Annotated in this window: 16 protein-coding genes; 10 read left to right on the plus strand and 6 right to left on the minus strand. The window is 62.2% G+C overall.

From position 1 onward, the window contains the following. The first annotated feature begins 5 nt into the window (after nucleotides 1–5). A complete protein-coding gene (gene trpS, locus ACX3VQ_RS04610) occupies nucleotides 6–1031 on the plus strand; it encodes a tryptophan--tRNA ligase (RefSeq protein WP_462579770.1) in 1026 nt (341 codons plus the stop codon). Between the two features lie 148 nt (nucleotides 1032–1179). Further along, a complete protein-coding gene (locus ACX3VQ_RS04615) occupies nucleotides 1180–1866 on the plus strand; it encodes a DUF4136 domain-containing protein (RefSeq protein WP_462572553.1) in 687 nt (228 codons plus the stop codon). Nucleotides 1867–1884: 18 nt separating this feature from the next. Here ACX3VQ_RS04615 and dut read toward each other — a convergent pair whose 3' ends face one another. Then, a complete protein-coding gene (dut, locus tag ACX3VQ_RS04620) occupies nucleotides 1885–2346 on the minus strand; it encodes a dUTP diphosphatase (protein ID WP_462579771.1) in 462 nt (153 codons plus the stop codon). Beyond that, nucleotides 2339–4060 (minus strand): bifunctional phosphopantothenoylcysteine decarboxylase/phosphopantothenate synthase, encoded by a 1722-nt coding sequence (locus tag ACX3VQ_RS04625; RefSeq protein WP_462579772.1) that lies wholly within the window; start codon nucleotides 4058–4060, stop codon nucleotides 2339–2341. The genes dut and ACX3VQ_RS04625 overlap by 8 nt, the downstream gene beginning before the upstream one ends. A gap of 200 nt (nucleotides 4061–4260) precedes the next feature. Here ACX3VQ_RS04625 and ACX3VQ_RS04630 point away from each other — a divergent pair, with 200 nt between their 5' ends. Then, entirely contained in the window at nucleotides 4261–4656 is a 396-nt protein-coding gene (locus ACX3VQ_RS04630) for a DUF4345 family protein (RefSeq protein ID WP_462579774.1), read from the plus strand. Here ACX3VQ_RS04630 and ubiB read toward each other — a convergent pair. Both ubiB and ACX3VQ_RS04640 read right to left on the minus strand, forming a co-directional pair. Beyond that, nucleotides 4653–6212: a 2-polyprenylphenol 6-hydroxylase gene (gene ubiB, locus ACX3VQ_RS04635; RefSeq protein ID WP_462579776.1), complete on the minus strand. Its 1560-nt coding sequence runs from the start codon at nucleotides 6210–6212 to the stop codon at nucleotides 4653–4655. The genes ACX3VQ_RS04630 and ubiB overlap by 4 nt on opposite strands. Before the next feature lies 1 nt (nucleotide 6213). Next, nucleotides 6214–6945: a class I SAM-dependent methyltransferase gene (locus ACX3VQ_RS04640; protein ID WP_462579777.1), complete on the minus strand. Its 732-nt coding sequence runs from the start codon at nucleotides 6943–6945 to the stop codon at nucleotides 6214–6216. A 100-nt stretch (nucleotides 6946–7045) separates the two neighbouring features. Between ACX3VQ_RS04640 and mutM the strand changes: the two genes are divergently transcribed. The 4 genes from mutM (at nucleotide 7046) to ACX3VQ_RS04660 (ending at nucleotide 11014) form a co-directional block, all read left to right on the plus strand. Continuing rightward, the gene (mutM, locus tag ACX3VQ_RS04645; protein WP_462579778.1) at nucleotides 7046–7861 is read left to right on the plus strand and encodes a bifunctional DNA-formamidopyrimidine glycosylase/DNA-(apurinic or apyrimidinic site) lyase; all 816 of its coding nucleotides are present in this window, start codon (nucleotides 7046–7048) and stop codon (nucleotides 7859–7861) included. 128 nt (nucleotides 7862–7989) lie between these two features. Then, nucleotides 7990–8250, plus strand: coding sequence for a 30S ribosomal protein S20 (gene rpsT, locus ACX3VQ_RS04650; protein ID WP_462579779.1), 261 nt, complete (start codon nucleotides 7990–7992; stop codon nucleotides 8248–8250). A 433-nt stretch (nucleotides 8251–8683) separates the two neighbouring features. Further along, nucleotides 8684–10150, plus strand: a complete 1467-nt coding sequence (gene dnaA / locus ACX3VQ_RS04655) for a chromosomal replication initiator protein DnaA (RefSeq protein WP_462571273.1) — start codon at nucleotides 8684–8686, stop codon at nucleotides 10148–10150. 96 nt (nucleotides 10151–10246) lie between these two features. Further along, nucleotides 10247–11014, plus strand: a complete 768-nt coding sequence (locus ACX3VQ_RS04660) for a HesA/MoeB/ThiF family protein (protein WP_462579780.1) — start codon at nucleotides 10247–10249, stop codon at nucleotides 11012–11014. Here the strand turns inward: ACX3VQ_RS04660 and ACX3VQ_RS04665 are convergent. Beyond that, nucleotides 11011–11706: an NAD-dependent deacylase gene (locus ACX3VQ_RS04665; protein WP_462579782.1), complete on the minus strand. Its 696-nt coding sequence runs from the start codon at nucleotides 11704–11706 to the stop codon at nucleotides 11011–11013. The genes ACX3VQ_RS04660 and ACX3VQ_RS04665 overlap by 4 nt on opposite strands. 97 nt (nucleotides 11707–11803) lie before the next feature. Between ACX3VQ_RS04665 and dapB the strand changes: the two genes are divergently transcribed. Genes dapB through ACX3VQ_RS04680 form a run of 3 tightly spaced genes read left to right on the plus strand, consistent with a single transcriptional unit; the run spans nucleotide 11804 to nucleotide 13652 of the window. Continuing rightward, nucleotides 11804–12532: a 4-hydroxy-tetrahydrodipicolinate reductase gene (dapB, locus tag ACX3VQ_RS04670; RefSeq protein WP_462579783.1), complete on the plus strand. Its 729-nt coding sequence runs from the start codon at nucleotides 11804–11806 to the stop codon at nucleotides 12530–12532. Nucleotides 12533–12542: 10 nt separating this feature from the next. Continuing rightward, nucleotides 12543–13214 carry an endonuclease III gene (nth, locus tag ACX3VQ_RS04675; protein WP_462579784.1) on the plus strand — a complete coding sequence of 224 codons (672 nt, stop codon included), beginning with the start codon at nucleotides 12543–12545 and terminating at the stop codon, nucleotides 13212–13214. A 33-nt stretch (nucleotides 13215–13247) separates the two neighbouring features. Further along, nucleotides 13248–13652, plus strand: coding sequence for a hypothetical protein (locus ACX3VQ_RS04680; protein ID WP_462571266.1), 405 nt, complete (start codon nucleotides 13248–13250; stop codon nucleotides 13650–13652). 39 nt (nucleotides 13653–13691) lie between these two features. Here ACX3VQ_RS04680 and ACX3VQ_RS04685 read toward each other — a convergent pair whose 3' ends face one another. Continuing rightward, complete coding sequence (locus ACX3VQ_RS04685) at nucleotides 13692–14927, minus strand: dicarboxylate/amino acid:cation symporter (RefSeq protein ID WP_462579785.1); 1236 nt, start codon at nucleotides 14925–14927, stop codon at nucleotides 13692–13694. Nucleotide 14928 lies beyond the last annotated feature (1 nt).

Genomic DNA, 14928 nt, shown 5'->3' on the forward strand with positions numbered 1-14928 from the left:
CTTCCATGCGCGTTGTTTCCGGCATCCAGCCCACCGGCAAGCCCCACCTCGGCAATTACCTCGGTGCGATCCGCAATTATGTGAAACTGCAGCACGATGCCGTGGCAGCAGGCGGCGAGTGCCTGATCTTCATTGCCGATCTGCACGCCATTTCGATGCAGCATGATCCGCGGGAACTGCATTCCTCCACCCTTGAGCTGGTTGCCACGCTGGTCGCCTGCGGTCTCGATACCGACAAGGCGATCCTGTTCAACCAGGCGCAGGTGCCCGCGCATGCCGAACTGCAATGGTTGCTAGGCGGCACGGCGCGAATGGGTTGGCTGAACCGCATGACCCAGTGGAAGGACAAGGCTGGCAAGAACCGCGAGGGGGCCTCGGTTGCGCTGTTCACTTATCCGGTGCTGCAAGCAGCGGACGTACTGCTGTACCAGGCGACGCATGTGCCGGTAGGCGAGGACCAGAAGCAGCACCTGGAGCTGGCGCGCGACATCGCGCAGAAATTCAACAATGATTTCGCTTCCGATGAGGCGCCCGTGTTCACCCTGCCCGATCCGATCATCCCGCCCGAAGCGGCACGGATCATGAGCCTGCGCGATGGCAGCGCCAAGATGAGCAAGTCCGATCCCAGCGACATGAGCCGCATCAATCTGGCTGACGATGCCGACGAGATCATGAAGAAGGTCAAGAAGGCCAAAACCGATCCTGAACCGCTGCCGAGCGAGGCCAAGGGGCTGGAAGGCCGGCCCGAAGCATTGAACCTCGTCGGGATCTATGGCGCGCTTTCAGGCCAAGGCACGGATGCCGTGCTGAGTGAATTCGGCGGGCAAGGCTTCGGCGTGTTCAAGCCCGCCCTGGGCGAATTGCTGGTCGAAACTCTGGCGCCGATCGGCGTACGATTTCGAGAGCTCAAGGATGACCGCGAAACGCTCGACGCGATTCTGGCACGCGGCGCAGCGTGCGCCCGCGAGCTGGGCACCCCCACTCTCGATGCCGCCTACAAGGCGCTGGGGCTGGTGCGCGCACGCGGCTGAGGGGGAGGGTAGAATTGCACGGGGCAAATGCATTCAATTCCCGTTCACCCCTTTTGGTTTACTTCGCAGCACTTAAATGACAGCTTGCGTCGTCGAGGCGCAGCAATATGAGCGTCCTTTCGGCGCAAACCAGATTGAAGGTGGCGATATGACCAAGACAAGCCGTTTCAGCGCCCGCGCGCTCAGGATTGCGTCCGTGCCCATCTTGCTGGCAGGGCTGGCGGCCTGCGCTTCACCCGGCTTCAAAGCCGATGTGTCGCGCTTCCAGGCAACATTGCCCGCACCCGCAGGCGAGACTTTTGCCGTAGTGGCAGACGATCCGGCGCTTGCCGGTGGGCTCGAATTCGCGCTCTATGCCGATATGGTCGAAGCCCAGATGGAACGGCTGGGCTATACCCAGTCCAATCCAGAAAATGCCGGCCTGCTTGTGCGCTTTGACTATGGCGTCGACAACGGCCGCGAAAAGGTGCGCTCGACCGGGGCGGGTGCGTATGATCCGTTCTGGAGCCCGTGGTATCGCGGCTATTACCGCAGCGGGTTCCATCGCCCATACGGCGCCTGGGGTTATGGCTTCTACGATCCGTGGTTCGGCGGTCCGGATGTACGCAGCTACACCGTCTATACCAGCGGGATCGACTTGAAGATCGACGATACGGGAACTGGCGAACGGCTGTTCGAAGGCAAGGCGCAGGCGGTCTCTTCCTCGAACCGCCTGCAATATCTCGTGCCCAATCTGGTCGAGGCGATGTTCGTCGATTTCCCCGGAAATTCGGGCGAGACACTGCGGATTACGATCAAGCCCGAAGAGAACAAGGTCCGCCGGCTCGATAACTGATCAACTGCCGGTAGACGATCAGACCAGCTTCACGTGCCCACCGGTTGAGCCAAAGCCGCCGGTGCCGCGCGAGGTTTCGCTCAGTTCCTCGACTTCGTCCCAAGCCGCCTGAATAACCGGCGCCAGCACCAGCTGCGCCACGCGGTCTCCGCGTGCAATCGGGAACGGTTCGGGGCCGTGGTTGATCAGGATGATTTTGAGCTCGCCGCGATAATCGCTGTCGATAGTGCCCGGCGTGTTGGGTACGGTGATGCCGTGTTTCAGCGCAAGGCCGCTGCGCGGACGAACCTGAATTTCGTAACCCTGAGGGATCGCCATCGCCAGCCCGGTCGCCACGGCATACCGCGCACCAGGGGCAAGCGTGACGGTTTCGGCGGAAACCACGTCCATCCCGGCTGCCCCGTCGGTGGCGTAACGCGGCAATTCCAGACCCACGCCATTGGGCAGGCGTTTGACCTGCACCGCAACCTGATCAGCCATTGGCTTCCTTTTCTGCCAGCGCCTCTGCCATCCGCTGCACCAGCGCCAACGCCACTTCGAGCTTGGGCATTTCTTCCAGGCTCTCGACGCCCGCATCATTGATGATGTGCACCCGGTTGGTGTCCCCGCCCATCACGCTCTCGCCCTTGGGGCCAGAAACATCATTGGCAATGATCCAGTCAGCCGCCTTGCGCTTGCGCTTCTTCTTGGCGTTGTCGATCACATCCTCGGTCTCGGCGGCAAAGCCGATCACCAGCTTGGGCCGGTCAGTTGCTGCTGCGACGTTGGTGAGAATATCGGGGTTCTCCGTCAGCACCAGCGCGGGCGGAGCAGAGCCCCGCTTTTTCATCTTTTCGGGTTTGAAATCCTTGGGGCGCCAGTCAGCGACCGCAGCCACCATCACCGCGACATCTGCCGGCATGGCCTGCTTGACCGCTTCCGACATCTGCATCGCGCTTTCGACATCGACCCGCTTAACCCCTTCGGGCGTCTTGAGCGAGACCGGGCCGGACACCAGAGTGACCTTGGCTCCCAAAGCAGCGGCGGCTGCGGCAATGGTAAAGCCCTGTTTGCCAGAGGACCGGTTAGCAATGTAGCGGACCGGATCGATCGCTTCCCATGTCGGCCCGGCGGTGATCAGCACATGCTTGCCTTTGAGCGGGCGATGCCCGGCTGCGACCTTGAATTCGCCGCCGCCCAGCGCGTCTTCCTCGGCGGCCTCGACATCTCTTGCTTCAGGTGCCGGTGCGGGCATTTCGCCTTCCAAGGGTTCAGGCTCTGCGGCCCCCTCCTTGACGGTATGGTTCATCGCTTCGGGATCGGTTGGCGGGGCGGAACTTGCCCCGCCCTTCTTAGCCAGAATCGGGCCGCCTTCAACCGGCAACTCGCCTTCGCCCGCCTCTTCGCCTGCGGGCAAAGCCTCATCATTCTCGGCTTCGGCCGCCAGCATCGCGGCTTCCTCTTCGGCAAGGAATTCAGCCTCGATATCCTCGGCGGTACGCTTGGGAGTCGAGCGCGGGATGATCGAAGCCAGCAATCCGCCCAGCCCGCCGCCCTTGGGCGCAACCTCAGGCTCGATCGCTTCAACGACATCTTCGGATTCGGCTTCTTCGTCCGGCTCGATTGCTGGAGCGGCGACCGGCGTGGCCCCCACAGGCAATTCAACTTCGATTCCGAAGCGGCCCGCAATTTCGGCCCAGATAACTTCCGGCTCTGGCAGGCGGCCATAGCCGAATTCTCCGCAGGCCATCGCGCCCTGATCCGGATCTAGCACTGTCACGCCCGCTTCCCGCAGCCAGGCAAGATTGCGCTGCGTCGCTTCATGTTCCCACATGCGCACATTCATCGCCGGGACCGCGATCACCGGCTTGTCGGTCGCCAGTATCAGCGTGGTGGCCAGATCATCGGCAATCCCCGCCGCCATCTTGGCCATCAGGTCAGCCGTTGCCGGGCACACCACCACCAGGTCCGCCTCCCGGCTGAGCTGGATATGGCCCATCTCGGCTTCGTTCTTGAGATCCCACAAGGTCGTATGGACCTGGTTCTCGCTCAGCGCTGCCAGCGCCATGGGTGTGACGAACTGCTGGCCGCCTGCGGTCAGCACGCAAGTGACATCGCCCCCACCCTTGCGGATGAGGCGGACCAGCTCGCACGATTTATAGGCAGCGATACCGCCGCCCACGACGAGCAGAATTTTCGGTCCAGCACCGCTCACGAGCGAATTCCCGTGTCAGCGCCCAGCGACACACTCATAATTGCGTTGAGCTCCCCCTTGGTTGATCCGCGTCACGCTTAGCCGCACAGCCAGCCCCAGCCAACCCTGCAAGGCCAACCCTGCGACATAGTGGTTAAGTTTTACCTAGCGCTTTCCTAACATGCAGCTAACATCGCTGCGAGTTCTGAGGGGATATTTCCATGATTTTGGTGTTACGCGCGCTGCTTTTCGTTGGCGGTCTGTTCTTCGTAGCGATGGGAATTGGCTTCCTGCTGACCCCAGTCGGCTCGGCCGCCGGCTTCGGCCTTGCCCCGCAGGGCGTAATGGGCCTGGCCACAATCAGGGCCGATATGACTGCGTTTTTCGTGGTCGCTGGCGGATGTCTGATCTGGGGCGGCTGGTCGCGCAAGGGCGATCCCTTGCTGGTTTCAGCCGCGCTGATGGCAATCGCGCTGATCGGGCGGATCGTGACGCTGATGACCGACGGCCCCTATCAAGGGTTCTGGCAGCCAATGTTGGTTGAAGCGGTCATCGTGGTCATCGCGCTGATCGGCAGCCGCATGTTGCCGCACCATGCTTTCGAAGGCGAAGACTAGCCGATCCAGCCCAGCGCCAGGGCGCCGTAGAGCGCCGCTGCGCCCAGCGCCGCAGCAAGCAAATAGCCTGGCCAGCTGCGCTGTTTTCCTGTGCCAGGGCCAACGATCAGTTCGACGTCAGGCAATGGCGGCGGTTCGGGCGCGCCGCCCCTGGGCGGGAATTTCTCCTCCAGCCGCCGGACAAGGCCGGGCAAGCGCAGCAAGGTCGAAACATTCTCCCGAATCGCATCGGCCAAGGCCGCCTCGGGGCCCAGCTCGTCACGCACCCAGCTGCGCACATAGGGCGCAGACGTGTCCCACATGTTGATCTGGGGGTTGAGCTGGGTCGCAATGCCTTCGACCATGACCATGGTTTTCTGTAACAACAGCAAATGCGGCTGGGTCTGCATGTCGAAATCGCGGGTGATCGCAAACAAGCCGTCGAGCATCTGGCCCACGCTGAGTTCGCTCACCGGTTTGCCGCGCATCGGCTCGCCCACGGCTCGCAGCGCGGTCGCGAATTCATCGACCGAGTGATAGCTCGGCACATATTGCGCCTCGAAATGGATCTCTGCCACGCGGCGGTAATTGCCGGTGGTGAGGCCATAGAGGATTTCTGCCAGCCACACCCGCGCACGCCGATCGATCCGCCCCATGATGCCGAAATCGATCGCGGCGATCGTGCCATCATCCTCCACGAACAGATTGCCCTGGTGCATATCGGCGTGGAAATAACCGCCCGAGATTGCCTGCGTCAGGAATGCGAGCACCAGCCGATTGGCCAGTTCGGGCAGGTCATGTCCCTTGGCCCTGAGCTCGTCGACCTTGCTGATCTTGATGCCGTCGACCCATTCGATCGTCATCACCCGGCCATTGGTTCGATCCCAGTCGACCTCCGGAATGCGGTAGCCGACAAAACCCTTCATCGATTCTGCCAGTTCAGAGGCCGATGCCGCCTCGCGCCGCAAGTCCAGCTCGCGATTGGTCCAGCGCTTGAAATTGGCGATGGTCAGCCGCGGGCGGAGCCGGCGTGCCTCGTCACTGCCCAACGCCTCAAGATGCGCAGCGGCCCATTCATAGGTGCCAATGTCGCTCGCAAAGCGTTCGCGGATGCCGGGGCGCAGCACCTTCACCGCCACCTGGCGCCCGTCGCTCGTCACCGCGCGGTGGACCTGCGCGATCGAGGCTGCACCAACCGGAACCGGATCGATATGCTGGAACAGCTCGCTCAGTGGCTTGTCGAAAGTCGCGGTAATCGATGCCTCGATCTCGGCAAAGGGCACCGGCGGAAGGCTGTCCTGCAAGGTCAGCAGATTGTGCGCGGCCTCAACCCCGACCAGATCTGGCCGCGTTGCCAGCGTCTGGCCCAGCTTGATCGCGGCAGGGCCGATGTCCGTGAACGCACCGGCATAATCGGGAACCGCTGGCTGAAAAGTGCCCAATCGGGCGATGCGCGCCAGCCGCTTGACCGGCAGCGGGGTGTTGGGATCGCGTTCGATCCCGCGCAGCGCACCATGCCGCGCCAGCGTGCGGCCCCATTTGAGCAGCCGCCAGACATGCGTGGCCGGACGTGGCAACCTAAATCTTCCAACCCGAATGGATCGCGACCAGCCCGCCCATGATCGGTTCGACCCGCGTGTTCACAAAGCCTGCCTCGCGGATCATCCGTTCAAAGCTCGGCATATCGGGAAACCGGCGGATCGATTCTATCAGGTAGCGATAGGAATCCTCGTCATCGGCAATCGCCTTGCCGATCGCGGGCACCAGCCTGTGCGAATAAAGGTCATAGATTTCCTTGAAGCCGGGCCATTCGGTGGTCGAGAATTCGAGGCAGAAAAAGCGCCCGCCGGGCCTCAGCACCCGGTGCGCCTCGCGCAGTGCCCTGGGAATATCGGTGACGTTCCTGATCCCGAAAGCAATGGTGTAGGCATCAAAGGTGTTTGACGGGTATGTGAGCGTTTCAGCATTCTGGCATGACCATGACAGGCCATCTATCCCGCGTTCCATGGCGCGCTCGATCCCTACATCGAGCATGTCCTGGTTGATGTCAGCCACCACCACTTCGGCCCAACGCGCTGCCAGGCGGAAGGCGATGTCGCCCGTGCCGCCGGCCATATCCAGGATCGCCTCATGCGGCTGCGGTTTTACCCGGCGCACGAAACGATCCTTCCACAGCCGGTGCATCCCCCCCGACATGGCATCGTTCATCACGTCATATTTGCGCGCGACATTGGAAAACACAGCGCCGACGCGGCGGGTCTTTTCTTCGGGGGCTACATCTTCATAGCCAAAGGAAACTTTATCCGTCATCGCGAGGCGCCTTAGGATGAATTGCGGGCGTGGCAAAGGGTGTTAAAGGAACGTCCTTGTTGGGCTGAGCGCCAGCCGGTTCCGTCAATCAGAAGAAACCATGCCAGAACTTCCAGAAGTTGAGACAACGGTTCGCGGGCTCGCGCGGTTCCTTGACGGGGAACGGATCACCCGCGTGCGCGTAAACCGGGCCGATTTGCGCCGCCCCTTCCCGCCCGAGCTGGTGCAGGTGCTCACCGGTGCGCAAGTGACGGGGCTGGGGCGCCGCGCCAAATACGGCCTGATCCACACCGACCGCGACCAGACCATGGTGTTCCATCTGGGTATGAGCGGGAGGTGGCGGATCGATCCCGCCGACGCGGACCGGCATGACCATCTGGTGCTTGAAACCGCGCACAACCGCTTTGCGCTATGCGATCCGCGCCGGTTCGGCTCGGTCGATCTGGTCCAGACCGCCGCACTCGACCGCTGGGCGCCCTTTGCCGCGCTGGGGCCGGAGCCGCTGGGTGATGAATTCAGCGCGACCTATCTCAAATCCGCGCTCATCGGGCGCAAGCAGGCGATCAAGCTGTGCCTGCTCGACCAGCGCATCGTCGCCGGGCTCGGCAATATCTATGTCTGCGAGGCGCTGTGGCGTGCGGGCATCCACCCACGCAAGGCCGGCGCCAAGGTCACGCGTCCGCAGCTTGAACGGCTGGTGCCCGCGATCCGCCTAGTGCTCGAGCAATCGATCCGCGACGGCGGTTCCACCCTGCGTGACTATGCCGCGCCCGATGGTGCGCTGGGCTATTTCGCTTGCTCGTTCGATGTTTATGGCCGAGAGGGCGAAGCCTGCCACCGTGATGATGGGGGAGTGATCCGCCGCTTCGCGCAGGGCGGGCGCAGCAGCTGGTTTTGCGCGACGTGCCAGAGGTGAGCCTTTCCTTGACGATTTGGCGAGTCGCGACTATGTGGCGCGCTTTGCGGCGAGGAATCGCCGTTTTTCGTGCAACCTAAATAGTGATTTATCCGGCCGCACAGGGCGGTCGAGAGACAAGGACAGACATGGCCAATACGCCGCAAGCCAAAAAGCGCATCCGCCGCAACAACCGCCGCGCCGAAATCAACGGTGCACGCATGAGCCGCATCCGCAGCTTCGTGAAAAAGGTCGAAGCCGCATGCGAAACCGGTGACAAGGCCGCTGCTGCTGACGCGCTCAAGGCTGCGCAGCCTGAACTCGCTCGCGGCGTGGCCCGCGGCGTGCTCCACAAGAACACCGTTGCCCGCAAGATGTCGCGCCTGACGAAGCGAGTCGCTTCGCTCTGATTCGCGTTTCAGCGGCTTCGCGCCGCTGCCGCATGGCGCACTCCAGCACATAAGGGCCGGCCCTGTTTGGGTGCGGCCCTTTTGTTTTATCCCTGAAGCATAGGGTTCGGCACGAAACCCTAGGTTTTCCCGCGATTCGCATTGGCTTGAAGGGTATTTTGAAGCCGATTCAACCACTTCAACGCAAGTCTGCGGGTTTAAGGCGAGTCAATCAAAATATTTCTGATTTTTTACACCCATCCCCCTTGCGTGAAATAAAAAGGCGTAGATAAAACGTTGGTGCTTGGGGCGGGACAGTCCGGGTTTTTACAAGCTGAAGCGATGGGGGGAAGCGCGGAATCACGATTTCGCGCGGTGGCGAAGCTTTGCCTATCGTTGGTTCGAATAAATCACTCCGGCGCGTGACCGGGGTCGAGATAGGATTTTTTGGGGAATGGTCCAGAATCATGACAAGGCGCGAGCAGCAAAGCGGGCAATCGACGAAGATCTGATGGAAGACGCCGAAGCCGTAAATCTCGCCGCCGACTGGGCCGATATCAGCCAGGGCCTGCGCAAGGATCTGGGCCACCAGCTCCACAGCCAGTGGATCAAACCGATTCAGCTTGGCGGTATCTGCAAGGATTCCGGCACCCTGGATCTGTATCTGCCAACCGAATTTTCCGCCAATTGGGTCAACGACCGGTTCCATGACCGGCTGCAGCTGGCCTGGAAGATCATGCGCAGCGAAGTGCGCAAGGTGCGCATCTCGGTCCATCCGGGACGCCGCCAACTGCCTGAACTGATGCTCGGCAGTGGTCGCCGCCCGGCCAATGACGGCGGCGATGGCAGCGCGATAACGGTAGCCGCCGGCACGATCGGCGATGCCGGCTTCACCAGTTCGGTGGGGCTTGACCCCTCGCTTACCTTTGCCGCCTTTGTAACCGGCGAAGCCAATGTGCTTGCCAAAAACGCGGCAGAGCGCATGGCAGCCACCGAACAGCCACAGTTTTCGCCGCTCTACCTCAAGGCGGCAACCGGCCAGGGCAAGACCCACCTGCTCCACGCGATCGGCCATACCTATCTTTCGGCGCATCCGCGTGCACGCATCTTCTACTGCAGCGCAGAACGTTTCATGGTCGAATTCGTCCAGGCGCTCAAAGCCAACCAGATGATCGAATTCAAGGCCCGTTTGCGCAGTTTCGATTTGCTGCTGGTCGATGACATCCAGTTCATCATTGGCAAGGCGAGCGCGCAGGAAGAGCTGCTTTACACGATTGACGCGCTGCTGGCCGAAGGCAAGCGACTGGTGTTCGCCGCCGACCGCGCGCCGCAAGCGCTCGACGGGGTCGAGCCGCGCCTGCTCAGCCGGTTGTCGATGGGGCTGGTGGCTGATATCCAGCCCGCCGACATCGAACTGCGTCGGTCGATCCTCGAATCGAAGCTGACTCGCTTTGCCCCGCTCGATGTGCCCGATGATGTGATCGATTTCCTTGCCCGCACGATTACCCGCAATGTGCGCGAGCTGGTGGGCGGTCTCAACAAGCTGATCGCTTATGCCCAGCTGACCGGGCAAGAGGTTTCGCTTCAGCTCGCTGAAGAACAGCTGACCGATATTCTCTCGGCCAACCGCCGCAGGATCACGATTGACGAGATCCAGCGCACCGTGTGCCAATTCTACCGGATTGATCGCAGCGAAATGTCGTCAAAACGCCGCGCGCGCGCCGTGGTGCGCCCGCGTCAGGTGGCGATGTATCTGGCCAAGGTGCTGACCCCGCGCAGCTACCCTGAAATCGGGCGCAAGTTTGGCGGGCGGGACCACTCGACAGTTATCCACGCCGTGCGGCTGATCGAAGACCTCAGGAAACGCGATGCCGATATGGACGGCGATGTGCGCAGCCTGCTGCGGCAGCTGGAAAGTTAATTCACACATAATTTCCACAAGCGATGAACACAGTGATCGACAGGGCTATGAACAGCCCTGTCGACAGGCTGTGCACAGGCTGTAAACAGCTGTTCCATGACATTATCCCCTGCCCGGCTTGACCGTTTTGCCCGCCACATCGTGCTGCCGGAAATCGGCGGCGCGGGGCAGGTTGCACTAAGCGAAAAGCATGTCGCGGTGATCGGCCTGGGCGGGATCGGTTCGCCCGCGCTACAATATCTCGCCGCTGCGGGCATCGGGCGCTTTACGCTGGTCGATGACGACGCAGTCGACACCAGCAATCTGCAGCGTCAGACAATTTTCACCCAACGTGACGTGGGGCATGGCAAGGCGACCTCTGCGCGGCGCTGGCTGGCCAATTTCGACGAGGCACTGCAGGTCGAAATCAGCGACGCCCGGATCACGGTGGAAAATGCTCCCGCCTTGATCAAGGATGCCGATCTTGTGCTTGACGGGACGGACAATTTCGCCACCCGCCTGGCGGTATCGGATGCCTGCGTAGCGTCAGGCGTGCCGCTGCTGTCAGCCGCAGTTGGCCGGTTCCAGGGGCAGGTGGGTGCCTTCGCCGGGCATTTGCCGGACCAGCCCTGCTATCGCTGCTTCGTGGGCGATGCTTTCGATGCCGAGGATTGCGACACCTGCGCCGAAGACGGAATGCTGGGCGCGATGGCGGGATGGGTGGGCACCTTCGCCGCCATGCAGGCGGTGCGCCTGCTGCTGGCCGGGGTAAGCGCCTTTGGCGATCCGCAATGGGGCAGGCTGCACCTGCTCGACGGGATGCAGCCGGGCATGCGCGCACTCACCATCGCCAAAGACCCGGCGTGCAAGGGATGCGCCCACTAACCCTCTAGCAACTCATCCACCCACTGTAGCACCAGCTCTCCCGCCTTGCCCTGGCGCGATTCGTGGAACCAGTGTGAGCCTTCGCTGCGCTCAAGATTCAGTTCAAGTGTGAGCACACCAAGGTCGCGCGCATCGCGCACGAAGCCCGCTGCCGGATAGACTGCGCCAGAGGTGCCGATGCTGACAAACAGATCCGCGTCGCGCAGCGCGCCATAGATCCGGTCCATCTGGTAAGGCATCTCGCCGAACCATACGACATCGGGACGCAGGGTGCGCGCCTGGCACACCGGGCAAGGGGGGCAGTCACTTAGCGGCGCGTCCCACGGCGAACGCATTTCGCATGAGGTGCACAGCGCGCTTTTCAGCTCGCCATGCATGTGCAGCACGCGGCTGGCGCCAGCGCGCTCGTGCAAATCGTCGACATTCTGCGTCACGATCAGCAACTCACCGCCCCATCCTGCATCGAGCCGCGCCAGTGCCTGGTGCGCCGCATTGGGTTGCTTGCTGCGCAATGCCTCGCGCCGCATGTCGTAAAAGCCCAGCACAAGTTCTGGATCGCGCGCGAAGCCTTCGGGCGTGGCGACGTCCTCAACCCGGTGCCGCTCCCACAGCCCGCCCGCGTCACGAAAAGTATCGATTCCGCTTTCCGCGCTGATCCCCGCGCCGGTGAGAATGACGATGTTCTGGGGCATTTCCTCGCTTCCGTTCGCCTTGAGCCTGTCGAAAGGCTGTTCTTCTACTTGAAGAAAGTGCAGGGCTTCGACAAGTTCAGCCTGAACGGGGACAGATATGGCGCAATTCGGAATAATCGGACACAAAGGCCGGATGGGCCAGGCGCTGATGAAGGCGATTGCCGAAGCCGGTCATGAGGTTTCGGGCGGGGTCGATGCGGGCGAGCAGCCCGGCCCGCTGGCAACGCGCTGCCGTGTACTGGTGGATTTTTCCGCACCTGGTGCGCTCAAGGCCAATCTCGATGCGGCGCGCGTGGCGGGCGTGCCGCTTGTGATCGGCACAACCGGGCTTGCCGAAGAACACCACCGCATGATCGACGATGCCGCGCACGCTATACCGATATTGCAGACCGGTAATACATCGCTGGGCGTGACGCTGCTGGCGCATCTGGTGCGCGAGGCGGCCAGCAAGCTAGGCCCCGATTGGGACATCGAAATCGTCGAAATGCACCACCGGATGAAGGTGGATGCGCCGTCTGGCACCGCGCTGTTGCTGGGCAAAGCCGCCGCCGAAGGGCGCGGGATCGAACTTGGAGCGAACACCGAAAGCGGGCGTGACGGGAAGACCGGCGCGCGCAAACCGGGCGCGATCGGCTTTGCGAGCCTGCGCGGCGGCACCGTGGCGGGCGAGCACAGCGTCATCCTGGCGGGCAATGAAGAGCGGATCACGCTGTCGCACTCGGCCGAAAACCGCATGATCTTCGCGCGCGGCGCGGTCAGGGCTGCCGAATGGCTGATCGGCAAGGCGCCGGGGCGCTATACCATGCAGGACGTGCTCGGCCTGTGAGTTTCAATTCGTGACCCGCGACCAGATTTTCGAATTTTTCCGGCGGCTGGCCGAGGATAACCCCGCGCCCGAGACCGAGCTTGAATATGGCAATTGCTATCAGCTGCTGGTCGCGGTGGTGCTATCCGCGCAGGCAACCGATGTGGGGGTGAACAAGGCGACGCGCGCGCTGTTCGCGCGTGTCAAGACGCCGCAGGATATGCTCGATCTGGGCGAGGAAGGCCTCAAGGAGCACATCAAGACCATTGGGCTATTCAACTCCAAGGCGAAGAACGTGATCGCACTGTCGAGGTTGCTGGTGGAGCACCACGGCGGCGAGGTGCCCGGCACCCGCGAGGCGCTGACCGCGCTGCCCGGCGTGGGCCGCAAGACCGCCAATGTCGTGCTCAATTGCTGGTTCGGCGAGGAAACTTTCGCGGTCGACACCCATATCCTGCGCGTCGGCAACCGCACCGGCCTCGCCAAGGGCAAGACGCCCGAAGCGGTCGAAGCCAAGCTGGAAAAGCGCGTGCCGCAACCCTTCCGCCTCGGCGCGCATCACTGGTTGATCCTGCATGGCCGCTATGTCTGCAAGGCGCGCACGCCCGAGTGCTGGCGCTGCAAGGTGGCGGATTTGTGCAGTTTCCGCGAAAAAGTGTTAGAAAGACCCGACAGGGGAACCACCAAAGCCAAACGCGCCTGAATCTTTGGCGCGGTTGGGAAAGGAGTGCCTTAGATGCTTCGATCAATCTTGACTGCAAGCCTGCCATTGCTGGCGCTTGGCTGCGCCCCGATTGAAACCGACGAAGAATTCGTCAGCGACGGGCCGCCAGTGCGGGTAGTTGGCGAGGCACAAAGCTGCATTCCGCTAAGCCAGATCCGCAATTCGCGAGTGCACGACGATCGCACGATCGACTTCGAGATGAACGGCAACAGGGTTTATCGCAACACCCTGCCGAACACCTGCCCGCGGCTGGGATTTGAAGAAGCCTTCACTTACGAGACATCGCTGACCCAGTTATGCAGCACCGATATCATCTATGTGCTTGAGAATTTCGGCGGCGACCTGCGCCGCGGGGCAGGCTGCGGGCTGGGGAAATTTATCCCGGTCGAATATGTCGATCAGGATGATGGCAGCTAGGATCAAGGCCCGCAGGAACCTGTCACCAGCGTCAGGGCTCTAAACATCATCCGCGCTGATCATCTCGGCCCGGTCGATTTCGCCGGTCAGCGCGGCAACGGCGGTCGCCACCGCCGCATCGCCGGTGACATTGGTGGTGGTGCGCATCATGTCCATGATCCGGTCCACGCCCGCAACAAAGGCGATCGTTTCCAGCGGCACGCCCACCGCGCCGAACACCAGCGCCATCATGATGAGGCCCGCGCCCGGTATGCCCGCCGCGCCCACCGCGCCGAGCGTGGCGAGGATCGAGATCAGGAAATAATCGCCCATCGAAAGATCTACGCCGAAGACCTGCGCGCCGAACAACGTCGCCAGGCCCAGATACATCGCGGTGCCGTTCATGTTGATCGTCGCGCCCAATGAGATCACGAAGCTCGCCACCGAATTGCTGATGCCCAGGTTGCGTTCGGCGCAGCGCAGCGTGACCGGCAGCGTGGCATTGGAGGAAGCGGTGGAATAGCTCACCGCAATCGCGTCCACGATCCCGCGGAAGAACCCGATCACAGGCAGCCGGGCGATGAACTTGATCATCGCCGAATACATCACTCCGATGATCAGCAGGCAGCCGAGGTAGTTGAGGAACACCAGCTTGCCCAGCGCCGCCAGCGCATCAAGCCCCAGCGTGCCCGCCACCCACGCCATCAGCGCGAACACGCCGAAGGGGGTCAGCTCCATCACCACCATGGTGACTTTCTGCATCACCACCGCGCCCGAATCGAAAATCTTCAGGACTGGCTCGCCCTCTTCCTTGGCCATCAATATGCCGATGCCCATCAGCAGCGAGAAGATGATCAGCGGCAGCACGTTGACGTCCGCCATGACCTGCACCGGGCTTTGCGGAATCATGCCCAGCAACATTCCGCGCCACGTGGTTTCGCTTGGCTCGGGCACGGCGCCCATTTCGATCATCGAGGTATCGACGCCAATGCCGGGCTGGACCAAGGTGCCGAGGCCAAGCCCCAGCCACACAGCAATCTGGCCGCTGACCACAAACAGCAGCAAGGCCCGCCAGCCGACACTGCCGAGCTTGCGCAGATCGCCGATGCTGGCAACGCCGGCAACCAGGCTGAAGAAGATCAGCGGCACCACCAGCATCTTGATGAAAGCGACGAAGATATCGCCGATGAACTTGATGCTTTCCGCTTCGGGCCCCCAGACCAGACCGAGCGCAACGCCCAGCACCAGCGCGGCGATCACGCGCTGCCACAGTGGAATTCTGAACCATGTCTTCACG

This window comes from Altererythrobacter chaiwopuensis (assembly GCF_054957735.1).